This is a genomic window from Diaminobutyricibacter sp. McL0608, assembly GCF_039613825.1.
In the GTDB taxonomy this organism is placed as follows: domain Bacteria; phylum Actinomycetota; class Actinomycetes; order Actinomycetales; family Microbacteriaceae; genus Diaminobutyricibacter.
In genome coordinates, this window is sequence record NZ_CP154826.1 from 2633494 (window position 1) to 2659464 (window position 25971).

A 25971-nucleotide genomic window follows, 5' to 3' on the forward strand; every position below is an offset into this window, starting at 1 on the left:
TCGGCACGGTATGGGACTCCGCGGCAGGGCCGCCACGATGATCGGCGCGGCGGCCGCAGCGATCGCTGTCGTCGTGACGGTCGCCGCGACACCCGCCTTGGCCGCATCCGACCCTCCGTTCACTCCCGGGCTGATCATCAGCGACGATTCGTTCTACAATTTCCAGTCGATGTCGGCGCAGGACATCCAGATGTTCCTCGAGGCCCGCACCTGCATGCCGAAGGATGCGTCGCCGTGCCTCGCCGATTACGCGACCGACAGCCGCAGCATCCCTGAACAGGGACCGGGCCACTGCGCCGCCATCACCGGCCGTCGCGACGAAGCGGCCAGCAGCATCATCGAGCGCGTGGCGCGGGCCTGCCGCATCAACCCGCAGGTGCTGCTGGTGCTCCTGCAGAAGGAACAGTCCCTGCTCACCGCACCCAGCGCATCCGGTTATTCGAAGGCGACAGGGTACGCGTGCCCCGACACGGCCGCCTGCGACAAGAAATATCTCGGATTCTTCAACCAGGTGTACCGGGCGGCCTGGCAGTTCCGCGAATACACCCTGCATCCCGATGAGTGGCGCTACCGGATCGGGCGCGTGCCCATCCAGTACCATCCGAACGAATCGTGCGGGTCGACTGCGGTGCACATCCGGAACCAGGCGACGGCGAACCTCTACAACTACACGCCGTATCAACCCAACGCGCAGACCCTCGCGCACCCGAAAGGTCCGGCAGGGCCGTGCTCCACGTTCGGCAACCTCAACTTCTCGCGCATCTTCAACTCCTGGTTCGGGTCACCACTCACCGTGCGATTCCCGGACTGGCTTCCCGCATGCCTCAATTTCGTCGGCGGTCACGATTGTCCGCCTGACCGGCCATTCGACTTCCAGAGCCTGACTCAGGGCGATTAAGAGCATGCCCCACAGGGCATACAAAACTCGCTACTCTCGATCACGTGACGGAAATCGAACCCGACGGCGGGGCGACTGAGGCGCCACGGCGCCCTGGTTTCCTCTACCTGTTCATCCGCACGGTCATCGCGCCGCTCGCCCGACTCATCTACCAGCCGACGGTGATCGGTCGCAAGAACGTCCCGCGCACGGGAGCCGTGATCCTGGCCAGCAACCACCTGTCGTTCATCGACTCGGTCGCCATTCCGCTGATGGCTCCCCGCCGCGTGCAGTTCCTGGCCAAGTCGACCTACTTCACAGGCACGGGCATCAAAGGCGCTCTTTCGCGCGCTTTCTTCACGGCCATCGGCGCCGTCGGAGTCGAGCGCGGCGCCGGCCAGGCCGCCCAGGAGGCGCTCGACCAGAGCAAGCGGATCCTCGACACCGGAGCCGCCTTCGCGCTCTACCCCGAAGGCACGCGATCGCTCGACGGCCGACTGTACAAAGGACGCACGGGAATCGCGTGGCTGGCGCTCACCACGGGTGCGCCTGTCGTTCCCGTCGGACTGGTCGGAACCAACGATCTGCAGCCGGTCGGGACGCGTCTGCCGCGTGTCCGTCCGATCACGATCACGTTCGGAAAGCCCATCGACCTCTCCCACTACGGGAGCGCGGAGTCCGGGCGCGCCAGGCGCCAGGCGACCGACGAGGTGATGGCGGCCATCCACGCGCTCACCGGCCAGACACTGGCCAACAAGTACAACGAGACGCCGCCGGTGACGACGGTCGAACGCGTCAGGCGCGCCATCCCCCACGAGCGCCTCTAATCGCCCAGGCGCTCCCTCAGTCGCCGGTCGTCGTCTTCGCGCGGTAGGTACGCGCCTTCTGGCGGTTGCCGCAGACGCCCATGCTGCACCAGGTGCGGGAGCCGTTCTTCGAGCGGTCGTAGAACGCCCACCGGCAGTCGTCTGCCGCACACAGCTTCACCCGGCCCATCGAGCCCTGGATGCTCAGCACCACGGACGAGGCGACGGCGGCTTCGGCGGCGGTGCGCGCCCGTAGCGCGACACCGCGGTCGCCGCAGGTGGTCTCGAGCTCGAGGCTGGGCAGGGCAGGCGTGCCGCCGTCGAGGAACGACCGCAGTGCATCCCTGACCGACTTGGCCTCGGACCGGTCGCCGGCACTCACCCCGTTCTGCTCGCACCAGGCATCGAACGCCGCCGGGTCATCGAGGACATCGGTGCCCTCGTCGACATCCAGGGTGTTGAGGAAGCCGACGAGGAGGTCCGCGCCGAGAACAGGTTCCGGCGCCTCTGTTTCAGGCTCCGTCGCCGTCTCGGACGCGGGTGCATTCGTACGCATGTAACCATTGTAACCCGATAGTGGGTTACGTTACGATGTAACTAGTAAAAAGGGTTTGCAGGTTACACCGTCGTAGGAGGACATCATGCATCCGCTGGCACTCTGGCTCATCAGCTCGTCGCAGCTGCACGAGCGCGACACCGAGGACCGTCTGATGAGGCGACAGCGCCACGCTCGGGAACGGGAAGCCGAACTCGAACGCGACGGGCGCTGGGCTTTGGCGATGCGTCGCTGGGCCGCTCAGGACGAGGCGGCGCGCGCGGCGTCGCCTTCTGAGGCGCCGGCGGTGTCGGTCACCACGGCACCCCACCGCGCTCGGCGGCGCTACCGGGTGGTCCCGACGCCCGGACGGAATCAGACGAGGACGAACGTCTCGGGTTCGTGACCGACGGGAAAGTTCACTGAGGCCGCAATGAAGCATTTCTCAGCGGCCTCGCGGTGGATCGCCCGAGCGGTCTCGAGCATCCCCTCTTCGAGAACGGTGACGCGCGGACGCAGGGTCACGCTCGTGAAGTGGCCCCCGCCGTTACCGGTCTCCTCCATGACGCCGGTCGCCTCGTCGGTGTAAGCGACGACGACGACACCGTGGTTGGTCGCCACGTGAAGGTAGCTGAGCATGTGGCACTGGCTCAGAGCGGACAGCAGGAGATCCTCGGGGTTCCAGCGGTCCCGGTCGCCGAAGAACACGCGATCCGACGAGCCCTGGATGTCGTGCTGCTTGCCATCCACCGACACGACGTGGTCTCTGCCGTAGGCGCGATAGGCACTCGTGCCCGTGCCCCGATTGCCCGTCCATTCGACGGAAACCGCGTAGTGGTGTGCGCTGTTCATGATTCGATTCTGTCAGCATCCGGCCCGGGCTAAACTTGCCCATCATGACTGAAACGCTGAGCACCTCTGCGTCCTCGGACGCCCCCGTCGTCTCCATCCCGCAGGAACGCCGCATCGTCACCGCGATCCCCGGACCCCGGTCGCAGGCACTGCACGAGCGGCGCCTGGCCGTCGTGCCGTCCGGCGTCTCATCGGTACTCCCCGTCTACATCGCAAAGGCGAACGGCGCCATCCTCGTCGACGTCGACGGCAACCAGTTCGTCGACTTCGGCGCGGGCATCGGAGTGACGACGATCGGCCACACCGAGAAGGCCGTCGTCGAAGCTGCAGCGTCGCAGCTCCAGGACGTCATCCACACCCTCTTCACCGTCACGCCCTACGAAGAGTACGTGCGCGTCGCCGAGCTGCTCGCCGAGCACACCCCCGGCGACCACGCGAAGAAGACCGTGCTGGTCAACTCCGGCGCGGAAGCCGTCGAGAACGGCGTCAAGATCGCACGCAAGCACACCGGCCGCCGCGGTGTCGCGGTGCTCGACCACGCTTACCACGGCCGCACCAACCTCACCATGGCCATGAACTTCAAGGCCATGCCGTACGGCACGGGTTTCGGTCCGTTCGCCGGCGACATCTACCACGCGCCCAGCTCGTACCCGTATCACGACGGCCTCAGCGGAGCCGATGCGGCAGCCCGCACGATCGCCTACCTCGAGAAGATCGTCGGAGCCTCCGACCTGGCCTGCCTCGTCGTCGAGCCCATCCAGGGCGAGGGCGGCTTCATGGTTCCGGCAGACGGCTACCTGCCCGCGCTCCAGGAGTGGTGCACGGCGAACGGGGTCGTCTTCATCGCCGACGAGATCCAGAGCGGAATGGCCCGCACCGGCGCGTACTATGCGAGCGAGCACTTCGGGCTCGTCCCCGACCTCGTGCTGAGCGCGAAGGGCATCGCGGGCGGTCTCCCCCTGGCCGCCGTCACCGGCCGTGCCGAGATCATGGACGCGTCGCACCCGGGCGGCCTCGGAGGCACCTTCGGCGGCAATCCGGTCGCCGCCGCCGCCGCAGTCGCCGTTTTCGAGGAGATCGAGCGCAGCAACCTCCTCGCCGAGGGACGCCGCATCGAAGGCGCACTCAAGCCGGCCCTTCTCGCGTTGCAGCAGAAGTACGACATCATCGGCGACGTGCGCGGGATCGGCGCCATGCTCGCGATCGAGCTCGTCCAGCCCGGCACGGGATCCACGACGAAAGAACCCAACGCCGCAGCGGTCAGCGCGATCGCGGCGTACGCGGCGCAGCACGGCCTGCTCATCCTCACCGCCGGCACCTACGGGAACGTCCTGCGCTTCCTGCCGAGCCTCGCCGTCACGGACGAGCTGATCGCCGACGCCGTGACGGTCCTCGACGACGCCTTCGCGGCCCTGTGACCCTGGGAACGACGCCTCTCGGCACCTTCACGGGCGGCGACGCGGTCGAACTGGCGGTCGTCGAGCGGGGCGGGTTCGCTGAATCGCGGCATCTCGGCTCGGCGATCGTGCTCGGGCCCGACGGAACGGTCGTCCGGACCCTCGGCGACCCCCGTGCGCTGATCCTCCCCCGATCGAGTATGAAACCGTTCCAGGCGATCGCGGTCATGGGCGCGGGAGTACCGCTCGACGGCCCGGCTGCGGTACTCGCGACTGCCAGCCACGGCGGGACACCTGCGCATCTCTCCGTCGTGCGCGGCCTACTGGCGCAGGCGCAGCTGACGGAGACGGCGCTGCAGTGCCCGCCGGACTGGCCACTCGACCCTGCAGCGCGTCAGGAGCGCGTCCGCGCAGGCGAGGCGAAGCAACGACTGTTCATGAACTGCTCCGGAAAGCATGCGGCGATGCTGCTCGCCTGTGTGACGAACGGCTGGCCGACCGACACCTACCTGGACCCGCAGCATCCGCTCCAGGTGCGCATCCGCGAGACCGTCGAACGCCTGACCGGCGAGAAGGTCGCCCTCACGGCGGTCGACGGCTGCGGCGCACCCGTCTACGCAATGTCGCTCGAGGGGCTCGCCCGGGGCATCCAGCGGATCGCCAGCGCATCCACCGGCTCGCCGTTCGCCCTCTACCGCAACGCGGCCATCCTCCGGAACGCCGTACTCGCCGACGGCTGGGCCATCGACGGCCCCGGTCGTGCGAACACTGTCGTTATCGACCGGCTCGGAGTGTTCGCGAAGCTCGGCGCCGAAGGCGTGATGGTGATGGCGGCGCCCGACGGAACGACCGTCGCGCTCAAAGTGCTCGACGGGAGCCTTCGTGCGGCCTCGATCGTCGCGCTCCGTCTGCTCGTCGACGCCGGCGCGGTGTCCGCCGCAGACGTGGACGCCCTGGAACCGGAACTCGATCTCGCCGTGCTCGGCGGAGGAGTGCCGGTCGGTGCGATCAGGGTGACCTACCCCGCGTGACCCGCTTCACCGACGTGGCCCGGCTCTGACGCTGCCGGGCCACGCGGTTCCGGGGTCTAGCGGATGCGCGCGAGCCGTCTGGCCCGGGCGGCAGCAGTGATCTGCGTGATCAGCACGACCAGGATCGTCAGGATGAACACCGCCGACGCGATCACGTTCGCCTGCGCCGGAATGCCGCGCGATGCCGCGATGTAGATGTACATCGGGAAGGTCGTCACGGCGCCGGCGTTGAAGTTCGTGATGATGAAGTCGTCGAAGCTGAGCGAGAACGAGAGCAGGGCCGCCGCCAGGATGCCGGGGAGCAGGAGAGGGAAGGTAATCCGCCAGAACACCGCATTCGGCGAGCCATAGAGATCGCGGCCGGCCTCCTCGAGCGCAGGGTCCAGGCTCGCCACCCTGGCCTTCACCGTCACGACCACGAAACTGATGCAGAACATCACGTGCGCGATGATGATGGTCCCGAAGCCCTTGTTCACGGCCAGGCTGAGGAACTGGGCCGCGAGACCTGCGCCGAGCACGACCTCAGGGCTCGCCATCGGCAGGAACAGCAGCAGGCTCGTTTGCGACCGGAAACGGAACCGGTAGCGCATCAGGGCGATGGCGATCATCGTGCCGAGGACCGTCGCGATCACCGTCGAGATGATGCCGATCACAATGCTCGCGGCGAACGCGTCGCAGATCCCCGGCGCATCGCAGACGTTGGTCCAGTTGTGCAGGGTGAACCCGCGCCACGAGATGTTGTTCTTGAGCGCTGCGTTGAACGAGAAGATGAACGTGTAGACGATCGGGATCAGCAGGAAGGCCAGGGCGAGCACCGAATAGGTGGCGAGGCCCAGCCCCCGGAAACGGAAGCGGGTTCGTCTCACAGCAGGTCCTCCGTTCCGCTCCGCTTCACGTAGAAGCCGACGATCACGAGGATGACCGCCATCAGGATGACCGACATCGCCGCCGCCGCCGGATAGTTCTGCAGCACCAGGAAGTTGCTCTCAATGACGTTGCCCATCATCGACGTGTCCGCGCTCCCGAGGAAGTCCTGCGAGGCGTTGATGTAGTCGCCCGCCGCAGGGATGAACGTCAGGAGCGTCCCGGAGACGATACCCGGCATCGACAGCGGGATGGTGATCTTGCGAAATGTGGTGAACGCGCCGGCGTACAGGTCGTTTCCCGCCTCGAGCAGCCGGGTGTCCAGCCGTTCGAGGGTCGAATACAGGGGCAGCGTCATGAACGGGATGAAGTTGTAGGTCAGACCGAAGACAACCGAGAAAGGCGTGCCCGTGAGGTGGGCATCCGGCGGGAGGATCGAGAGCGTCTTCAGGGACGTGGTGAACCAGGAGTCATCGGAGAGCAGCTGCTTCCAGGCGAGCGTGCGCAGCAGGAAGCTGATGAAGAACGGGGCGATGACGAGGGTCATCAGCAGGTTCTGCAGCAGCGGGAACCGCCGCACCTTGACCCCGATGAAGTAGGCGAGCGGATAGCTGATCAGCAGGGCGCACACCGTCGCGATGAGCGCGTAGCCGAACGAGCGGATGATCTGGGGCCAGTATTCGGTGACAGCATCCGTGTAGTTCTGCCACTGGAACGCGGCCTGGTACTGACCGATGTCGCCGCCTTCGACAGGCGCCTGGAACGACGTGATGATCAGCGAGACGAGCGGCGTCAGGAAGAACAGGACGAGATACAGCACCCCCGGCAGGAGGAGGACCAGCGCGATCCCGCTCTTGCGGCGCTGTGCGGGCTCCCTCGCCGGAGCCGCCGTCGTGAACGCAGCCAGCGCCACGTCAGGCCTCCTCGAGTTCGGACAGGAGTCGCTCCCGAGTCTGCGCCGCGATCATCGCCGTGTCCGCATCCTCGGAGAAGGGACCCTCCGAGTCTTGGTCGGGCTGGTCGTCGGCCAGGACGAACGTGTGCTCCGCGTCCCACGACACCCAGACCTCGCTGCCGAGCGTCACAACCGGGCCGGACGCCATGTTCTGGGCGAAGACCACGATGGTGCCCACTCCCGGCACATCGACGAGGTACTGCGTGCTCACACCGCTGAAGGAAACGTCGATGATGCGGCCCGGTCCGAGCTGGTTGCGCCCGCCCGGGATGCTCGCCGCGGCCGGATGGAGCGACAGCTTCTCCGGCCGCACTCCGGCGGTGACCCTGCCGTGCTGGCGCTGGGCCCGGCTCTTGGGGACGACCAGGCGGTGCCCTCCGATGTCCAGGGAGATCGTCGTTCCGCCGTCGTCGCGCACCGGGCCGACGAATAGGTTCGACTGGCCGAGGAAATTCGCGACGAACACCGTCGCCGGCTTCTCGTACAGCACCTCGGGCGACCCCATCTGCTCGATCGTGCCCTTGTTCATGACGGCGACCGTGTCGGCCATGGTCATGGCCTCCTCCTGGTCGTGCGTCACGTGCACGAAGGTCAGCCCGACCTCGGTCTGGATCGACTTGAGTTCGAGCTGCATCTGACGGCGGAGCTTCAAGTCGAGAGCGCCGAGCGGCTCGTCCAGCAGAAGTAGTGCCGGCCGGTTGACCACGGCGCGGGCGAGGGCGACGCGCTGCTGCTGGCCACCCGAGAGCTGGGCCGGGCGGCGCGCGGCGAGGTGGTCGAGCTCGACCAGCCGCAGGGCGTCATGCGCCCGCGCGACCGGATCCGCGATCCTCCGCCTGCGGAGTCCGAACGCGACGTTCTCGAGGATCGTCATGTGCGGGAAGAGCGCATAGCTCTGGAAGACCGTGTTCACGGGACGCTGGAACGGCTTCGTCGAGGTCACATCCTTTCCGCCGATGAGAATGCTCCCGGCCGTCGGCTCCTCGAGGCCCGCGACGAGCCGCAGGGTGGTCGTCTTGCCGCAGCCGGACGGGCCGAGCAGCGCGAAGAACGAGCCTGCCGGGACGGTGAGGTCGAGATTCTCGATCGCGGTGAACCCGGAAATCGCTTGGTGATCCCGACCAGCTGCAGGTCGGCGCCGGACTCGGCGAACTCTCCCCTGGCCATCAGGCGCCCAGGATCACCTTCTGGAAGGCCGCCTGGTACTTCTGTTCCTCCGCGGGGGTCAGGGAGCGGAAGATGTGGGCGTTCGACAGAGTGGTGTCGTCGGGGAAGATGAGCTGATTGTCAGCGAGGTCCGGGTCGATCTTGACCGCTTCGTCCTTGGCCCCGACGACAGGCGTGATGTAGTTCACCCAGGCGGCGACCTCGGCGGCGACGGCCGGCTCGTAGTAGTAGTTGATGAGTTCTTCTGCGTTCGCCTTGCGCGGCGATCCGATCGGGATCACGAAGTTGTCGCTCCAGAGCGTGCCACCCGCCTCGGGGAGCGCGAACTCCCAGTTGTCACCGGCCTCGGCGTTCAGCTGGGTGATGTCGCCCGACCAGCAGATGGCGGCCAGGGTGTCGCCGCTCTTCAGATCGTTGAGGTACGAGTTGCCCTTGATGTTGCGCACCTGGCCGTCGCTCACCTCCTTGGTGAGCTTGTCGATCGCCTTCATGTACTGGTCGTCGGTGAAGCTCTTCGAGATGTCCACGCCCTGCTGGAGCATGATCAGCCCCATCGTGTCGCGCATCTCGCTGAGCACGCCGACCTTGCCCTTGAGGCTCGAATCCCAGAGGTCGTCGATCGACTTCAGGCCGTTCGGGACCTTCTTCTTGTTCCAGCAGATGCCGGCGAAGCCGCTCTGCCACGGGAGGGACTTCTTGCGTCCAGGGTCGAAATCCGCGTTGGCGAGCGCGGGAGTGAGGTTCTTCTTGTTCGGGATCTTCGCTTCGTCGAAGCTCTGGACATAACCGAAGCGGATGAGACGTGCGATCATCCAGTCCGTCAGGCACACGGTGTCCGCGCCGATGTCTTTTCCGAGTGCCAGCTGGTCCTTGACCTTGGCGTAATACGTGTTGTTGTCGTCGACGGCGACGTCGTACTTCACCGACAGACCGGACTTCTTCTGGAAGGCTTCGAGCGTCGGGTATTTGCCGCTGTCGTCCTGGTCCAGGTAGGCCTGCCAGTTCGCCCAGGTCAGGGTCTTGTCGGTCGAGGACTGGTCCTTGGCCGGTGTGGGCCTGGCTGAGGCGCCTCCGGTCGAGCACGCGGCGAGGGCGAGGGCCGCGGCTCCGGCTCCGGCACCGGCAAGGATGCCGCGGCGGGTGACCTGGGTAAGACGGGCGTGCTGGATGAGGCTCTGGATCATCGGGTCCGGGGGCAGCTGCCTCGAGTTCACGTAGGTGCTCCTTCGATATACGACACTAGGGTTGCGTATTTCTTCCGCGACATTGCGGTGGATCGATACTGGCACAGGCATACATCCGAGCGCAGCACTCAATGGTGAAATCGGCCATTTGGAAACATAAACTTCACGAAATCAGCATCGAAGCGTACGTTCTCCGGTCGAAATCGTTGGTCTGACGGTTTACGCTGGTTGCAGCCGCACGGTCATCGAAGATGTGTTAGGAGCACCATGAAGGTCGCGATCCCCCGCGAAATCAAGAACAACGAATTCCGGGTGGCGATCACCCCGGCTGGGGTCCACGACCTCGTCGGAAACGGCCACGAGGTGTTCGTCGAGACCGGCGCAGGCGTCGGTTCGTCGATCCCCGACGAGGCATACGTGTCGGCGGGAGCGACGATCCTCCCCGATGCTGAGAGCACCTGGGAGATCGCGGAGCTCCTCCTGAAGGTCAAGGAACCGATCGAATCCGAATACCGGTTCTTCCGGTCCGACCTGGTGCTCTTCACCTATCTCCACCTCGCTGCCGAGGAATCGCTCACGCGCGCACTCCTCGCCTCCGGAGTCACGGCGATCGCCTACGAGACGGTTCAGCTGCCGAACCGGTCGCTCCCCCTGCTCGCGCCCATGAGCGAGGTTGCAGGACGACTCGCTCCCATCGTCGGGGCGAACACGATGATGAAGCCCAATGGCGGACCCGGCCTCCTGGTCCCCGGCGTGCCGGGAACGCATCCGGCCATCGTCACCGTGCTCGGAGGCGGGGTCGCCGGCACCAACGCGACCAGTGTGGCCGTCGGCCTCGGCGCCGAGGTGACGGTGCTCGACACCAACATCGCCCGACTGCGCGAGCTCGACGCCCTGTATGCGGGCCGCATCAAGACCATCGCCTCCAACAGCTTCGAGATCGACAAAGCCGTCGTCGCCTCCGACCTGGTCATCGGGTCGGTTCTGGTGCCGGGCGCGAAGGCGCCGAAGCTGGTCAGCAACGAGCTGGTCTCGCGGATGAAGCCCGGCAGCGTCCTCGTCGACATCGCCGTCGACCAGGGGGGATGCTTCGCCGACTCGCACCCGACCACCCACACCGACCCGACCTTCACGGTCCACCAGTCCCTCTTCTACTGCGTCGCCAACATGCCGGGCGCGGTCCCGCACACCTCGACCTACGCGCTCACCAACGCGACCCTCCCCTATGCGCGGGCACTGGCGAACCGCGGCTGGCGCGAAGCCCTGTCGGCCGACCCCTCGCTCGCTCTCGGCCTCAACACGCACGCCGGCATCGTCACCAACGATGCCGTCGCGGCAGCCCACGGGCTCACTGCGGGCACTGTGGGCTCGGCCATCGCGGGCTGAGCTCCGGGTCGCCGATCAGTCGACGCCGCCGAATCAGTCGACGTCGAAGTACTGGTCGCCGACCTCAACGCGCGAACCGCGGGCCACCCGGTAGCGTCGTCCGGGCTCGAACTGCCGGATGACGCCGCCCGGCGGCCGCACGATGGTCCCGTTTCCCGAATAGCGATCGCACAGCCAGAGCTCGTCGCCCTCGAGGCCGAATTCGAGGTGGGTCTTCGACACGGACCGCGTGGGATCGTTGATCGATACCAGCTGATCGAACGTCTCGCCGGGCTGTGCGATCGGGCGACGTCCGATCAGGCCGCCGCCGCTCACCCTCACCGTCTCCCCTGTGCTGAACGAAAGGGTGTAGGTCACTCGGGACGCATCGGGTTGGACGGCCTCAGTCGTGGGAGCGACGGCGGGCACAGCGTCGCCGGCGGGCGCAGCATCGACAGCGGGCGCAGAGCCGACGACCGGCGTTGCCTCCAGGGGCTCGACAGGAAGGGCGTCGTCCTCGCCGGCCCCCGGGAAGCGTCCGACGACCGCCGGCTTCGGCAGCGGCTCCACGATGCTCGTGTCTGACGGCCGGGGGTCGGCGACCGCCGGTGGACGAACACGCGTCGCCGTCACGGAGCTTCCGCACTCACCGCAGAAGAGTGCGCCCTCCGGCAACTCGCTCCCGCATACCCTGCAGTTCACTATCGAGGCCTCCGAACTTTCCGCTTGCGACTGACCCCGAGCGACCGCAGCGAGATGAGGGCGACGAACCGGCGCCACCGGGTCTGACGCTTTGCCAGCGCGTGCCGCAACTCGTCGACGGCGCGCCAGACCGTATCCGCTTCGTGCGGAGTGGGAGCGACAGGACTGAAGACCGCGCGGTCGGCCACCGACGCCAGTGCGGATGCACGGGAACCACCGATGGTGCGGGCGAATTCGATTCTCGTCGCGGCCGGCGGCGGATCGTAGCCGTGGTCGATCGCGGCGTCGGCGAACTCTCGCCAGCCTCCGCTGATCCGGTCGACGGAGGTGAGCGCTGTGCGGCGCAGAGTGCGCCTGCGCCATTTGGCGCCGACGACGGCGAGGAACGGGGCGGAGACGAGCGCGATTCCCAGGAGCGACCATCCGACGATGGTGAGTATCGCCAGGATCGTCGCGAGGAGGGGATCGGGGTTGTTCTGGTCGTTGTTGTCCACCTGCGCCTGCGGCGGCTCGTCCCGTTGGCTCTGCGTGTCGTCGACCGGCGGGAGCACGTTCGTCTGCGGGCGCGAGATCTGCGTAGGGGTGTCCGGCTGCTTCGGCGGGATGGGGCGGATGGGCGGAGTCGGGTCGACCGTCACCCAGCCGGAGTCGCGGGTCTGCACTTCGATCCATGCCGAGATGTCCGATCCGGACAGCGTCACCGGCGCGGTCGCCGTCGCGCCCGCAGGTGCGACGAAGCCTACGACCACCCGCGCGGGAAAGCCCAGCTGACGGGCCATGAGCGCCGCTGTGACGGCGTACTGCTCCTGGTCGCCCACCATCGGATCGTCGGTGAGGAGTTGCGTGATGCGGTCTGCCCCGTGGCCGGACCGGCTCACCGGCTCGTTGGGGCCGATGCCGTGGCTGATGTAGCCGTCCGCCTGGAGACCTTTGAGCGCTGCGGCGAGCTTCGCCCCTGGGGTGTTCTGCGAGGCGGAGTATTTCTGCAGGGTCTGGGTCAGCTCATCCGGAACCACGACCGGTTTGGGGACGGAGGCCGTCCCCGGTTCTGAATGGGCGAGTTGCGCAGGCCTGAACTGCGGCTTCACGACGGCGTCGAGCGTATAGGAGTCGCCGGCGCGCAGGCCACGGGTGACCGCTCCCGTGCCAGAGGTGTCGTTGTAGTAGAACGAGCCTGCAAGTGTTTCGGCGTTGCCGCCCGTGAAGGTGATCTGCTGCAGCTGCCCACTGCCCGGCACCCACGGACCGGAGTATGCGCGGACCGTGACCGAGATCGCATCCCTGGTGCCGTCGACGCCCGACTGCTCAAGTCGGTACGGAACGCGCGCGAACGACCCGGAGGCACTGGAGACCTGGTCGTTTCCGACCGAGTAGACGATTCCGTCGTAGGTGTCGAGGGTGGCGATCCGGATGCGATGGTCGGCGGGCAGGCCCGTCACGGTCAGCATCGGCTGGTCGGACTGCGCAGGCTCCAGGTAGTTGCGGAAACCACTGAGGGGGCTCGCGTAGTTCTGCGGATCGAATGGCTGCTCGATCGCAGTTCGTACGACCTGCCTGTCCGTGTGCGCGGGAAGCACGATGGCGGCAGCCGTTCCGGCCACGCCTGCGACGACGAGGATGACGGCAGCGCCGATGACAGTGCGCGCACCGGCGAAACGGCGCTCCCTGGGTGTTTCGACGAGCACGCCCGTGTGCTCGGCGAGCAGCCCGATCGATACCGACCTGCGCTGCCAGCGGAACCAGACCTGCCAGACCAGGAGGATGGCCATCAGACCGAGCGCCAGTCCGATCGGAAGAGACGACGAACCCGGGCCGAGCAGGATGCCCGCTGCCAGCAGCAGCACCGGCGGGATCGCCGCGAGTTCGCCGTGCTTCGCGCGCAGCGCGACCGTCAGGCCCACGACGATCGACAGAAGGATCAGGATGAACGCAGGAACGAGCAGCGCCTGATACGACCCGACCGGAAGCGAGATCGTGACGAGCTGCTTCCAGCTCTCCCAGGTGGCGGTCACGAGTGTCGCGAAACCCTGTGCGGTCGGCACGACGCCGCCTGTCGCCTCGCTGGGCACCGCGAGGGGCACCCCGAGCACGAAATACGTGGCCACGACCGCGCCGCCGACGACGATGCTCGGCCAGCGGAACAACGCACCGCACAGCGCGATCGCCGCACCGACGGCGAGAGTGACCGTGATCATCGTGACGAAGGCGGCATCCTGATAGATCGGCCAGAACGACGCGGCGGCGAGGCCCGTCGTCACGATGGCCAGGATGGTGTTGATCACCACGAAACCGGCGCGTGTCCTGTTCATGTCAGGCCGCCATCCGCTTCGCCAGGCTCTTCTGGAGGTCTTCGAGGTATCCGATGGTGAGCACGCTGAGTTCGGCGACCCGTCGCAGCCGTGGGGTGGCGCCGGTGTCGCACACCACGGCTACGACGTCGACTCCGACCGGGAAGTGCGCGGATGCGGACCGCAGCTGAGCGGGCGTGACCGCTGAACCGCAGACCAGGAACGCGATCGAGATGCCCGCAGCGCCTTCGGCAGCGATACGCGCGAGCTCGGGGACACGCAGGGCAGAATGCGCGGTCTCGACCGCCGAGAGGTCGTCGAGGAGCCTGCCGCGGTTCAGCGTGCTGATGCGGCGAACGGCGTGCACGACGCGTTTGGCGAAGTCGGGCGTCTCTTCGCTCGCGACCACGGAAAGCGTGCGCGAATCGTGGATCGCCCGCACGCCGAGCGAGGCCGTCGCGCTGACCGCCAGTTCGAACTCGTCGGCGGTCGCGTAGTCGTACTTCGACAGGCTGAGGGCCACCAGGAGGTGGCTTCGCCGCGTCTCCTCGTACTGCCTCACCATGTAGCTGCCGGTCTTCGCCGTGCTCTTCCAGTGGATGTTACGTCGTTCGTCGCCGGGCACGTACTCGCGGAGGGCGTGGAATGCGACATCGCTCGCCGTGAGGTCGCGCGTAGGGGCTCCCTCGAGGTCGCGGACGAAGCCGGTGCTCATGCTGGGGATCGCGATGGTCCTGGGGTGTACGAACAGATCCAGAGACTCCGCCCAGACGACCTCGCGCCGCAGCAGGCCGACCGGGTCGGCGCGGACGGTGCGGACCGGACCGATCGGGATGATCCCGCGCCGTGAGGTCGGAACGAGGAAGACGTCGCTGTGGCTGTCTCCACGTGGGAGGGAGGGCGCTGCGAACTCGGCCAGCCCGTTGCCGACGGGGACCTCGACGCGCACACCGGGAAGGCGCCTGCGGGTGGGGTTCGCTACGATCACTTCTCCCGGCGCCTTGTCGCCGACCACGACGCGATTGCCGGGGAGGCCGAGCGTCACGTCGTAGGCGTTCCGGCCGGCGAGGTACAGCGTCGCGATGGCGATCATCACCAGCGCGGTCCAGCCCACCACCACCGCTTCGACCCAGCCGAGCAGGTAGCCCGCCCCGAGGGAGATGAGACCGACGACGACGATGGACCAGCCGAGAGCCGTGATGACACCGGTCAGCCAGGCCCAGACGCGCGAGATCGCCGCACCCGTCGCGCGGGTGACACGCACGAGAGCGACGATGGTGTCGGCGAGCATGCCGTCGCGGGTCCCGACGATCCGGGCACGTGCGTTGGTGAGCTCCGTCTGGGAGAGTTTCGCGGTGTTCGTCACACGGCAGGCCGATCGATCGGCGGCGCGGTCTCGATGAGGATCTGCGCGACCACACTCGAGGAGGTCACCCCTTCGAACTCCGCCTCGGGGTCGAGGACCAGTCGGTGGGCCAGCACCGGTTCGGCCAGTGCCTTCACATCGTCGGGCGTGACGTAGTATCGGCCATTGGCCGCGGCGAGGGTCTTGGCTGCTCGGACGAGCGCGAGAGCGCCGCGCACGCTGACACCGAGGCGGACCTCCGTCGCCGTCCTGGTCGAATCCACCAGCCGTGAAACGTAGTCGTTGATCGAAGCGTCGACGTGCACGATCCGTGCGAGTGCCGCCATCTCGACCACGGTCGCCGCGGGCACCACCTCGGGAACGATGACCTCGTGTGCCTTGCGCTCCGATCCCTCGAGGATGCGGATGGTCGCCTCATGGTCCGGGTACCCGATCGACGCCTTCATGATGAAACGGTCGAGCTGCGCTTCGGGGAGCCGGTAGGTTCCGGCCTGCTCGATCGGGTTCTGAGTGGCGATCACCATGAACGGGCCGGCGACGGGGTGGGTGACACCGTCGACTGTGACCTGCCCTTCCTCCATGACCTCCAGGAGCGCCGACTGCGTCTTCGGGCTCGCCCTGTTGATCTCGTCGGCAAGCACGATGTTCGCGAACACGGGACCTCGGTGGAACTCGAAGTTGCCGGTGCGCTGATCGTAGACGTTGACGCCGGTGATATCGCCCGGCAGCAGGTCGGGGGTGAACTGCACACGGTTGCTCGTGCCGCGCACACTCTGGGCGATCGCCCGCGCAAGCGATGTCTTGCCCGTTCCCGGGAAGTCCTCCAGCAGCAGGTGCCCTTCGCTGAACAGGGCCGTGAGTGCGAGTCGGATGATGTGCGCCTTGCCGAGCAGGACCTGGTCGACGTTCGACACGATGCGCTCGAACACGCCTGAGAACCAGGTGGCCTGTTCCGGCGTCATCGTCATGGTCGGATCTCTTTCGATTGTGCTCGTCTGCGGTGCACTGCTCATCGGCGGCGTTCCATTCATCAGTATGGCGGTCGAGGGACTATCCAAGGTCGGCACTCCTCCAGCTGTGTTCGTAGGCGATTCCGTCGGCACCGACATAGACGATGAGGGTCGGATTCGTCTCTGTCGGCGTCACCGTGCACATCGGCGTCTGCCCGACGGCCGGCATGTCGGTGCGGGTGGCTCCGCCGTCGCAGCTGAAGCGCACATAGTCGTACGAGCCGGTCGGCCAGCCGGTCCAGCTGAACGAACGGGTCGTCGGATCGTAGCGCGCTCCTGTGAGCTGTGTACTGACGGGCGTCCCGAGTGGCTTCGTGAACATGCCGCTGCTGCAGATCGGGTCGCCGCCCGGATAGAGGTCGCAGACCTGGACCTGGAGCGTCAGGGAGACCCCGTAGTGACGCGTGCCTGCCGGTGCGAGCACTCCTCCGCCCAGTCCCAGCTGGCCGGACTCGGAGACACCCGCGCCGGTGAGCCAGTAGTTGACGACAGTCCCGTTGGTGCCGCCGCCCGCCCGGTAGGTGACGTCGGTGAGCGAGAAGTCGAACAGTCCGGTGCCGTCGTCGGTTGGTGGCGCGGTGGTCTGAACGTCCGTCGGCGTTCCCGGTGCGAGCCGCTGGACGGCCTGCACGACCGGCCCGGCCGTGCAACCCTGACCGTTGTACGCGTAGACGATGAAGGAGTAGACGTGGTTCGCGCTGAGCCCGCCGAAGTCGACCGACGTGGCGTCCGTCACCGGCTTGAAATGCGAATCGAAGCCGTCGTGAGACAGTACCGGCTGTCCGTTCTCGACACCCGTCACGGTGCACGACGGCGCGTTGTTGCCTTCGTACACACCCGCGAAGTACGACGTGATCGCGCGTCCGTTGTCGGCGAAGATGCCACCCCAGCTGAAGGTCGCCGTGCGGCCGTCGGCAGAGTGCGGCGTCGCGACGGGGACCGCACCGGTCGCGATCGGCCCGCCGGCCGGCACGCCGCTTCCCGTCGTCTGGTTCCAGACGGTTCTGCCGGCATAGAAGTCGTTCCGCGACGCGATGCTGTACGGAACGCTCGCGCCGTTCGCGATGCTCCCGTCCGTCAGGTTGAGCGAATACGACGTGCCGACGGCGTCTTTGCCGGAGACGGAGTAGGAGGCCGTCGCGCCGCCGAGCGTCAGGAGGTACGACGTGATCGGGCTCGCACCGGGCGCGTCGGCGGGCTTGTTCCAGCTGAACCTGAGGCCGTGGTCGAGCGGTGTCGTCGAGACGGTGGCGGGAGCCGTGGGGACGAGGTCGGACCAGACCGCATCCGTGTACGGGACGGGATCCGAGAGCCCGAGAGCGTTGCGGGCGGCGACAGTGATATGGACGGCGTTGTCCGGTCCGTTGCCCGGCGTGGGCACGGTGCAGGTCGTACTCACACAGGTGGTCGTCCCGACCACCTGGCCGTTGTCGGCGCGCGTCACGGTGAGGTCGTAGCCGACGATCGGCGAGTTGTTGAACGCCCCGGGAATCCACGACAGGGTGAGCGCGCGGTCGGCGAAGGTCGTCACCTGCACGTTCGAGACCGGCCCGGGGCGGTCCTGCACCGAGATGGTGACCGTGCCCCAGGCGTAGCGGTCCGGATCTCCTGTCGCGTCGGCGACTTCATACTGCAGAGTGGTGTCGGCGGGCAACGCGGTGGGCGAGACGGTCACATTCAACGTGCTCTTGTCAGCGCTCGGCTCGATCGAGACCCCGTCCGGAAGGTTGGAACTGCTCAGTCCGCGCACGCCGATGACCTTGAGCGGCTTGTCCGGGAACGGGTTGGTCGCATTGTCGTTCGCGAGTACGTCGACAGTGGTCGTCTTGCCTCGCGGGACGATGACCCGGTCTGCGGCGGGGCTTGCGAGGGGCCTGGTGGACGGCACGACATTGAGGTCGATCCTGCCCGCCTGACCGGCGTTGATCGCGTCCTTGACTCCGATGGAGATCGACGGGTTGGCGCCCTTGGGCGTGTTCGCATCGACGGAGATCGTCAGCTTCTGCCCGCTGAGGCTGAGTGCCACTCCCGCCGGCCTCGGATCATGGATGGAGTAGACGAGCTCGTTCTGGTCCTTCGCGTACGGGTAGCTCGTGAGCTTCGTGAGGTTGATCGTCTTGGACTGCCCCGGCTCGAAGTCGATGAGCGCGCCGGTGAACACGGGCGGCTGGTTCTCGCGCGGCGTCACGGTGATGGGAAGCACGATGGTCGCGACATTCGCGTTGGGATCCGTGTCGCTCGATCCGTCGGTGACCTGGAACGAGATCGACGCCGTGCCGAAGTACCGTGCCTCGCTGGTGAACTGCAGGGTGTCGTCGTTCACGACCAGGTCGTCGCCGTTCGAATGCGTCGCCCGCACTGTGGCCGCATCCGTCAGCCTGACCTTGCGGTCACCCACGGCCACGATGTAGTCGTTCAGGTGGATCGTCAGCTGCTTCTCACTCGGAACGCTCAGTTTCGTCGCACCGCGCTTGAGCTGCGGCAGGGCGTCGTCGTAGCCCGGCACGCGCACGAAGGCGTATGACGCGATCGACTCGTCGTCGGGATGGGCGACCTTGAACGGGATGATCTGGCTCTTTGCGGTGATGGTTACCCGGATGCGCTTGCTGCTCGTGACCTCCGCATTGTTGCCGTACCCGGGAACGACGGACAGCTTGAGGCTGCTGACCGGTCCGTCGGCGAAGAAGACGTTGGCGAGCACGTTCACCGAGACCGTGCGCTTGCCCAGGATGTCGGACAGGCCGAGCACGGTGTCGCTGGCGACGGGGCGGGCAAGGGGCGCGGTCTTGCTGACGGTGACCCGGATGAAGTTCTCGCTGGTTCCGCCGCGCTCGTTCTGGATCGTGTAGATGAAACTCGTGACGCCTTCGATCTTCGGCGCCTTCACGGTGACGATGCTGCCGACGATCTTCGCCGCTGCCTTGCCGTCGAGCGAGGTGACCTTCGTGATCGAGAGGGGGCTGCCGTCGGGGTCGGAGTCGTTGGCCAGCACCTGGATGGAGAGCGTCTTGCCGGGGCGTACGGTCACATCGTCCTCGACGGCGACCGGGTTGCGGGCGCCGTCGATCCGCGGCGCGATCCCCACCCGGATGACGCCGGTCGCACGGGCACCCAGCGCATCCACCACGGCGTAGGTGAACGTGTCCGTTCCCGCCGCGTACTCACCGGCCTGGTAGTCCATCCAGTCGCTCCCCGAGGCGATCACGGCGCCCTTCTGGGGGTTGGTCTCCTGCCCGATGAGCTGGACCGAGTCTCCGTCCGGGTCGATCCCGGACAGCGGGATCGTGATGCGGACCGTGTCGCCTGACAGGACGCGGGAGGTGACGGTCTTCGGCACCGGCGGGTTGTTCGTCGCCTCGTCCGTCTCGCGGACGGAGATGCTGACTTCGGCGGTGGCCCACTGTCCGTCCTCGCCGGTGACCCGGTAGACGGCGGTGAAGTTCCCCGGCTTCGACGGCGCCAGGTAGCGCAGGTGATCGCCCGACGCGAACAGCAGGCCGGCGCCCGCGGGCAGCGGGGAGGCGAGTGTCGGGTCGAGCGTCAGCTTGTCGCCGTCGGGCTGCACGTCATTGGCGAGCACCGGGATGTCGGCCACGTCGCCGACCCGCACGGAGACCGTGTCCGGGTTCGCGATCGGAGGCTGGTGGATCGTCAGCGGCGGGAGCTGGACGACCGTCACGGTTCCCTCGGTCTCGGCGAGACCGTTGCTGATGCGGTAGTGGAAATCGACCGGAGCGTCGAGCGGGCGGTTGAGCGTCACACGGAGAAGGCGCTGGCCGAGGATCTCGACCCGCACGCCCGAACTCAGGGCTGGAGGCGTCACCCCCGTGATCAGGAGCACTCCGCCCGACGGGTCGATGTCCGTCGCGAGGACGTCGACGGTCTGGGTCGTCTGCTCGCGGATGAAGGCGGTGTGCGGCACGGCGATCGGCTGGGTCTTGGCGCCGGGAGGGGCTTTGACGTCGATCCGGATCGTGCCGGTGGCCGTGAGCACCCCGTCGGTGACCGCGTATTCGAGGTTGTGCGTCCCCACCTGGTCGCTCGTGAAGCGGAAGGTGCCCCCCTGGTAGTCGGGGGTGATGGTGGAGTCAGCCTTCGCGGGCACGTTGCTGAGACGGACCGTGCCCGTGCCGCCGCGCACATGCAGGAGCGGGGAAACCGTGATCTCCTGGCCCTGGTACGCCAGCAGGGCGAAGGGGTCCGTGATGATCGGCACCGAGCCGGGCGAGCGGACTGTCACGGAGAGGGTGCCGGTGCCGTCGGCGCGCGAGTCGGAGACCACGAGCGAGACGTCTTTGAGTGTGCCACCCCGACCCTTGTCGGAGTATGCGACCGATCCCTGCGGCGTGAAGGTCACCGAATCCGGGGCCGGCACAGTGGCCGACGCGAGGAAGAACGCATCGCCGTCGGGGTCGTAGCAGTTGCCGAGCACCTGGCTCGTCACCCTGCCGCCCGACTGGACGACCGCTTTGGACGTGCGCGCGCACACCGGTGGAGCGTTCTCCGATGGCAGGCGCACCGTGACCGTGACGGAGGCCGAGGCGCTTCCACCGTGGCCGTCGGAGATCGTGTACTGGAACGAGATCCGCCCCGATGCCGTCTCGGGAAGGGTGATCTGCAGCAGCTGGTCGCTGTTGACCAGCTCGACGGTTCCCTGCGCGGCGGGGATGCCGGTGAAGGACCCGACGACGAGCACATCACCGTTCGGGTCGTAGTCGTTCAGGAGTACCGGGAGCGGGGTCGCCCGGCCCGGCCTGGCCCCGAAGGAGTCGCTGATCGCGACGGGCGGCTGCTGGGCCTTTGCATACTGCGGCGGCGTGTCCTGTTTGCTCTGGTCGACCTGCTCCTGATTGTTCTTCTTCTGGACGAGCTGGTCCCAGTTGTCGATGACGGCGTTGCCGTTCTGCACCGCCCACGCGACACCGGACTTCACGTCGTTGAGCACCACGCGCGATCCATTGGCCTTGAAGGCGAGGGATGCGCCCGGCGGCACCTGCGCCAGTGTCTGCGTCGTTCCCGGCGAGTTCTCGGAGCACGAAGTCCAGGTCGAGCCTCCGGTCCACGCCCCGTAGGTGCATCCGCCGACGACGACGGGAGCCGCCGGGACACCGGTTCGGCCGCCGACGCGCACGGCCGCGGCCGAACCGTCCAGGGGAACGCGGATGAGACTGGTCGAGGTCGCGATCGCAACGCTGTTTCCGGTGATGCTCGGTTGCTGGAGTACGGGATCGGTGGATGTCCCGAGAACGCCGGCCAGGTTCACCGTTCTGCCGTGGAGGTACAGGACGCGGCGATCCGGGTCGAGGAGCGCCCAGTGACCGGCGACCGTCGTGATGGTGTCGTTGACGCCCTGGGCCGCCTGCGGAACCTTCTCGGTCGTGCTCACCGTGTCTTGGCCCGACGTGTCGATACGGTGCACGACCCCCGTGTCCGGGAGGAAGGCATAGAGGACGCCGGAGGCGTCCATGGTCGTCTTGGCCGCCCCACCGAGGTCGAGCGTGGGGGCGGCGCCTGAGTTGAAGTTCGACAGATCGGCCACAGTGGTGAGCCAGATCTGGCCCGTCGCCTCGGAGGCGATGGCCACCCGGTCGCCCGCCAGGTGGATCGAGGGCTGCCGCGGAGGAAGCGGCAGGCTCTTGCCCGCTTCGCTCGTCGCCGGGTCGACGACGGCGACGGTGTTGCTCTCGGTGTCGACCAGGAGAACGTTCGTGCCGTCCTGGACGACGTCGACCGTGCTCCCGGTGGCGGGAACGACGGTGTTCAGACTGTTGATCTCGGTGTTGGCCCGGCCGATCGACTTCTTGGCGTCACTGGCCACCCAGACGGCTGCGTCGCCGAGGTTCATCCGTTGCGCGCTGTAGCCGCTCGACACGACGGCCATCGTCGTCACGAGGGCGACGATCGCCGTACCGCTCGTCGCCGTAGCGACGAGCGACTTGTGCGCTGCGAGCCACTTCCAGATCATGGGCCGGCGGACCGTTCAACACACTTCTGCGCACTGGGCTGCCCGGTGCGCCCGTCCCGGTTGACCGTGACGGTCACGCAGACCCGCGACCCCGGTTTGGCGTCGACCCGGAACTCGGTGCCGCGTTGGATGCTGGGCGGTGAGTCGCCGACGGCCACCTGGTAGGCGTCGTCGGGCTGGAGGCCCGGGTCGCTCCAGCTGAACACGACGGTGCCCTCGGTGAGCTGGCCGGAGAGATCGCGCACGACCGGGATGTCCCCGCTGGCCCCCACGCGAACCAGCACCAGTGTCGCTGTGATGGCCAGTGCCACCACCAGCACCGCGCAGGCCGCGATGCCGAGCACGAGCGCGCGCGACCACCGGGACGGCGCGGGGGACGGCGCCAGGTCGGAGCTGCCGAGGCTCTCGCGCACGATGGTGCTCGACGGAGTGCGCCCGGTCGACGCTCCCCCGCCTGACCTGCGGCGGCGGACGTTGGCCGACGGATCGATGCTCACCACGCCCTTGATTCGCGTGCGGTCTTCGGGGTCCGCCGCCGTCGCGAGCGCCCAGTCGTCCATCGCGACTTCGATCGGTGTCTGCGCGAGCCCCAGTTCGGACTCGACCGCCTGCAACTCGCGGATCAGCTCGAGCACCGAGTGCTGCCGGGAGTTGGGCTTCTTGGACATGGCCCGCTCCAGTACAGCGACCAGTCGGGGCGGCACATCCGGCCGATCGATCGGCTGCGGGCGACCGCGCGTGATGCGGGAGATCAGTTCGGCCGAGGTGTTCTCTTTGCCGGGGATCTCGAACGGCGATCGCCCTGCGAGCAGGGAGTAGATCGTCGCTCCGAGTGCCCAGACCTCGCTTGCGATCGTGCCGGACGTCTCGTCGAGCAGCACTTCGGGGGCCGACCACGGTATGGACAGCCCGATCGCCTCGGTGATGTCGGCCTCGCCGAGCGTGGCCGCGATTCCGAAGTCGCTGAGCACCGGATGCCCGTACACGGTGGTCAGGATGTTCGAGGGCTTGATGTCCCGATGGAGGACACCCGCACGGTGCGCCGTCTCGACGGCACTGGCGATGCGGATGCCGATGCTGAGCACGGTGGGCACCGGCAGCGGCTCCGTACGGTAGCGCTGGCCGATCGCCGCGGAGCAGAGCTCCATGACGAGGTACGGACGCCCGTCTGCGGAGACACTCGCCTGATAGACGGTGAGGATCGACGGATGGGTGCTCAGCTGGGCCATGAGGTTCGCCTCGGCCTGGAACATCTGCCGCACCTGGCTGGTCACGACCTCGGCGAGCATGACCTTGACGGCTACCTGGCGTCGCGGCAGGTTCTGCTCGTAGAGGAAGACGTCGGCGAATCCGCCTGAGCCGAGCACGCGGACATACGAGAAGCCGGGAAGGTTCGGTGGCTGGGATGGCAGACGCCTGGCCATGTCGCCTCCCGTATGAAATCGTGCACTCCGCTAGGCAGTGCGGCCTCTGTCGGTCTCATCAAAACGCCCGCCGGCACGGGTTGATTGGCAAACGTTTCCTTATTCTAGGCAGGCCCAGGCTGTGCTCCAGCCCCAGGCCGCCCTGTGGGGATAACCCGGACACCCCCAACTCGGGGGGCAAAACGACTGGACTTCGGGCACCCGCCTCAGTGTCGGCGGACAGCACGACGCGAGGAGCCCTCGCCGCGAGCGGCGCTCTCGGGCGTCTCCAGGACATCGATCACCACGACGGTCACGTTGTCGCGCCCGCCGTTGCCGAGTGCGGCATCCATCAGCTGCTGCGCCGAATCCAGCGGCGAATGGCCCTCCCGGAGGAAATGCCGGATGCCGTGCTCGGTCAGCTCCTTCGTCAGCCCGTCGGAGCAGACCAGCAGCCGCGTTCCCGCGACGATCGGGATGAACCAGTAGTCGGGCACAGGATCTTCATTGAATCCGACAGCCCTCGTGATCACGTTGCTGTGCGGATGGACTTCCGCCTCCGCGGCGGTGATCGCGCCCGCGTCGAGCAGCTCCTGCACGATCGAATGGTCGATCGTGAGCTGCTCGAGCACCCCGTCGAGGTAGCTGTAGACGCGCGAGTCGCCGATGTTGAACACCAGCCAGTGCGGCACACCGTCGACCAGGGTGAGCGCGAGGCCGGTCACCGTCGTTCCCGTACCGAGGTCGGTGTGCCCGACGCCGCGGCCCATGTCGTCGACCGCGGAACGCAGGGCATCGTTGATCGCGTCCTCGCGGACGAAGTTCACGGACACCTGTTCGGCAAGACGGGTGACGACGGCCGTGCTGGCGAAATCGCCCGCCGTGTGCCCGCCCATGCCGTCTGCCACGGCGAAGATCGGGGATCGGGCGAGGAGGCTGTCCTCGTTGACGGAACGACGATATCCCTTGTCGCTCAACGCCGCCCAGGCGAGCCCGACACGGGTGCCCGAGCCACCGGGGACGGCCACATAATGGCGTCTGTTGCTGCGACCGATCTGGGTCACGCGCATCCTCTCGTTGTCGTGCCTGACGAGTAGGTCATCACGGTACATCCCGGGCGGGTGTGATCTCGATGATATTACCGTCGCCGATGTCCACCCGCGCGCCGGGCAGCACCACGACCGACTCGCCGGGCTTGAGCCTGCTCTGCAGGCCCTCCCGCGACGACACCAGCGTGCCGTTGGTCGAGCGCATGTCGGTGACCACCACGGTGTCGCCGACCTGCTCGAGCTGCACGTGCGTCGACGAGACCTCCTGGTCGCGCGATTCCACCCCGATGAGCCGTGGCATGACACCTGCGACGACCCGAGGAGGTCGTGGGCTGCGTCCGATCAGCACCGGCAGATCGAGCTCGATGGGGTCGGCCGAGCCGATCCGGAACCCCAGCACCGCCTCCGGAGCCTGCGCGAGCACGGGGCGCCGTGCAGCCCGCACCGTGTCGTCGAGGGAGGGAAGGGCGATCGTCGCAGTCGACACGTCGGAGGCGGGTGGAACGCGCTTCGGCCGGATGATGGTCTCATCCGCGTCGCCGGCCCTGTGGGCTTCGTCGGCTTCGTCGGCGGCCGAGGACTCGTCGACCGGAGCGGCCGGGGCCTTGGCGAGCGGAGCATCCGCCACCGGCTCCGCGGAGCGCTCGATGGGATGCGTGGACCAGACGAGCAGTTCGCCGTCGACCACGCCCGTGCCGAGCGGCAGTGCGCCGCGAGCCGCGGTCGCGACGGGACCGGTCGGATGGTCGTCAGCTCCGAGGACGAGACCGATGACCGACCGGAACTCCGCGAGTACCCAGGGCTGGGTCCCCTTCGCCGAGAAACGGCGCGAGCCACCGACCGAGAACACGTCCGCAGACGCGGAGCCGCGCACCACGGCCGTCACAAGGGCCTCGCCGGTATCGTGCTGCATCGCGATCGTCGCAGCGGCGAACGAGCGGACGGCGTCGTCGCCGACCAGCGGAAATGCTCCGACGACAGACTCGATCGTGGCGAGATCCGACTCGGCCAGCCACCAGAGCGCGTCGACGACCGAATCGCTCGCACTGCTGTCGAACATCGCCACGAAGGTTCTGCCCGCGACGAAATGCCACTGCGATCGCCCGCCGTTCGGGGCATACCGCGTATAGCCGGGGGTCACTCCTGCTGCCTCCT

19 protein-coding genes and 1 pseudogene are annotated in these 25971 nt (G+C 67.4%); 6 read left to right on the top strand and 14 right to left on the bottom strand.

Annotation, left to right across the window (positions count from 1 at the left end):
• Window positions 1-10: 10 nt before the first annotated feature.
• On the top strand, window positions 11-898 hold the full coding sequence (locus tag AAYO93_RS12505) for a hypothetical protein (RefSeq protein WP_345761510.1): 888 nt from the start codon (window positions 11-13) through the stop codon (window positions 896-898).
• A gap of 44 nt (window positions 899-942) precedes the next feature.
• A complete protein-coding gene (locus AAYO93_RS12510) occupies window positions 943-1704 on the top strand; it encodes a lysophospholipid acyltransferase family protein (protein WP_345761511.1) in 762 nt (253 codons plus the stop codon).
• Window positions 1705-1720: 16 nt separating this feature from the next.
• On the opposite strand, the gene AAYO93_RS12515 is transcribed toward AAYO93_RS12510, so the two are convergent.
• A complete protein-coding gene (locus tag AAYO93_RS12515; RefSeq protein WP_345761512.1) occupies window positions 1721-2239 on the bottom strand; it encodes a CGNR zinc finger domain-containing protein in 519 nt (172 codons plus the stop codon).
• A gap of 85 nt (window positions 2240-2324) precedes the next feature.
• Between AAYO93_RS12515 and AAYO93_RS12520 the strand changes: the two genes are divergently transcribed.
• Complete coding sequence (locus tag AAYO93_RS12520) at window positions 2325-2624, top strand: hypothetical protein (protein WP_345761513.1); 300 nt, start codon at window positions 2325-2327, stop codon at window positions 2622-2624.
• On the opposite strand, the gene AAYO93_RS12525 is transcribed toward AAYO93_RS12520, so the two are convergent.
• Complete coding sequence (locus AAYO93_RS12525; RefSeq protein ID WP_345761514.1) at window positions 2594-3070, bottom strand: OsmC family protein; 477 nt, start codon at window positions 3068-3070, stop codon at window positions 2594-2596. The two genes, AAYO93_RS12520 and AAYO93_RS12525, sit on opposite strands and share 31 nt — an antisense overlap.
• A gap of 44 nt (window positions 3071-3114) precedes the next feature.
• Between AAYO93_RS12525 and gabT the strand changes: the two genes are divergently transcribed.
• A complete protein-coding gene (gene gabT, locus AAYO93_RS12530; protein ID WP_345761515.1) occupies window positions 3115-4488 on the top strand; it encodes a 4-aminobutyrate--2-oxoglutarate transaminase in 1374 nt (457 codons plus the stop codon).
• Entirely contained in the window at window positions 4485-5498 is a 1014-nt protein-coding gene (locus tag AAYO93_RS12535) for an asparaginase (protein ID WP_345761516.1), read from the top strand. Before gabT ends, AAYO93_RS12535 begins: the two co-directional genes overlap by 4 nt.
• Window positions 5499-5554: 56 nt before the next feature.
• Here the strand turns inward: AAYO93_RS12535 and AAYO93_RS12540 are convergent, their stop codons facing one another.
• The 4 genes and pseudogenes from AAYO93_RS12540 to AAYO93_RS12555 all read right to left on the bottom strand — a co-directional run bounded on the left by AAYO93_RS12540 (window position 5555) and on the right by AAYO93_RS12555 (window position 9668).
• Window positions 5555-6364, bottom strand: a complete 810-nt coding sequence (locus tag AAYO93_RS12540; protein ID WP_345761517.1) for an ABC transporter permease — start codon at window positions 6362-6364, stop codon at window positions 5555-5557.
• Window positions 6361-7275, bottom strand: a complete 915-nt coding sequence (locus AAYO93_RS12545) for an ABC transporter permease (protein WP_345761518.1) — start codon at window positions 7273-7275, stop codon at window positions 6361-6363. Before AAYO93_RS12545 ends, AAYO93_RS12540 begins: the two co-directional genes overlap by 4 nt.
• A 1-nt stretch (window position 7276) precedes the next feature.
• Window positions 7277-8484, bottom strand: a pseudogene (locus tag AAYO93_RS12550) (ABC transporter ATP-binding protein).
• Window positions 8484-9668, bottom strand: coding sequence for an ABC transporter substrate-binding protein (locus AAYO93_RS12555; RefSeq protein WP_345764882.1), 1185 nt, complete (start codon window positions 9666-9668; stop codon window positions 8484-8486). Before AAYO93_RS12555 ends, AAYO93_RS12550 begins: the two are co-directional and overlap by 1 nt.
• Window positions 9669-9935: 267 nt before the next feature.
• Here AAYO93_RS12555 and ald point away from each other — a divergent pair, with 267 nt between their 5' ends.
• Window positions 9936-11054, top strand: coding sequence for an alanine dehydrogenase (gene ald, locus AAYO93_RS12560; RefSeq protein ID WP_345761519.1), 1119 nt, complete (start codon window positions 9936-9938; stop codon window positions 11052-11054).
• 33 nt (window positions 11055-11087) lie between these two features.
• Here the strand turns inward: ald and AAYO93_RS12565 are convergent, their stop codons facing one another.
• From AAYO93_RS12565 to AAYO93_RS12600, 8 genes are all read right to left on the bottom strand, one after another.
• Window positions 11088-11666, bottom strand: a complete 579-nt coding sequence (locus tag AAYO93_RS12565) for an FHA domain-containing protein (protein ID WP_345761520.1) — start codon at window positions 11664-11666, stop codon at window positions 11088-11090.
• Between the two features lie 68 nt (window positions 11667-11734).
• Window positions 11735-14044: a DUF4129 domain-containing transglutaminase family protein gene (locus AAYO93_RS12570; protein ID WP_345761521.1), complete on the bottom strand. Its 2310-nt coding sequence runs from the start codon at window positions 14042-14044 to the stop codon at window positions 11735-11737.
• Between the two features lies 1 nt (window position 14045).
• Window positions 14046-15389, bottom strand: a complete 1344-nt coding sequence (locus AAYO93_RS12575) for a DUF58 domain-containing protein (RefSeq protein WP_345761522.1) — start codon at window positions 15387-15389, stop codon at window positions 14046-14048.
• Window positions 15386-16357, bottom strand: a complete 972-nt coding sequence (locus tag AAYO93_RS12580) for an AAA family ATPase (RefSeq protein WP_345761523.1) — start codon at window positions 16355-16357, stop codon at window positions 15386-15388. Before AAYO93_RS12580 ends, AAYO93_RS12575 begins: the two co-directional genes overlap by 4 nt.
• Before the next feature lie 82 nt (window positions 16358-16439).
• Window positions 16440-22364, bottom strand: coding sequence for an Ig-like domain-containing protein (locus AAYO93_RS12585; RefSeq protein ID WP_345761524.1), 5925 nt, complete (start codon window positions 22362-22364; stop codon window positions 16440-16442).
• Window positions 22361-23788, bottom strand: a complete 1428-nt coding sequence (locus AAYO93_RS12590) for a serine/threonine-protein kinase (protein WP_345761525.1) — start codon at window positions 23786-23788, stop codon at window positions 22361-22363. The genes AAYO93_RS12585 and AAYO93_RS12590 overlap by 4 nt, the downstream gene beginning before the upstream one ends.
• Window positions 23789-23994: 206 nt before the next feature.
• Window positions 23995-24831, bottom strand: coding sequence for a PP2C family protein-serine/threonine phosphatase (locus AAYO93_RS12595; protein WP_345761526.1), 837 nt, complete (start codon window positions 24829-24831; stop codon window positions 23995-23997).
• Between the two features lie 37 nt (window positions 24832-24868).
• Window positions 24869-25957, bottom strand: coding sequence for an FHA domain-containing protein (locus AAYO93_RS12600; RefSeq protein WP_345761527.1), 1089 nt, complete (start codon window positions 25955-25957; stop codon window positions 24869-24871).
• Window positions 25958-25971: the final 14 nt, after the last annotated feature.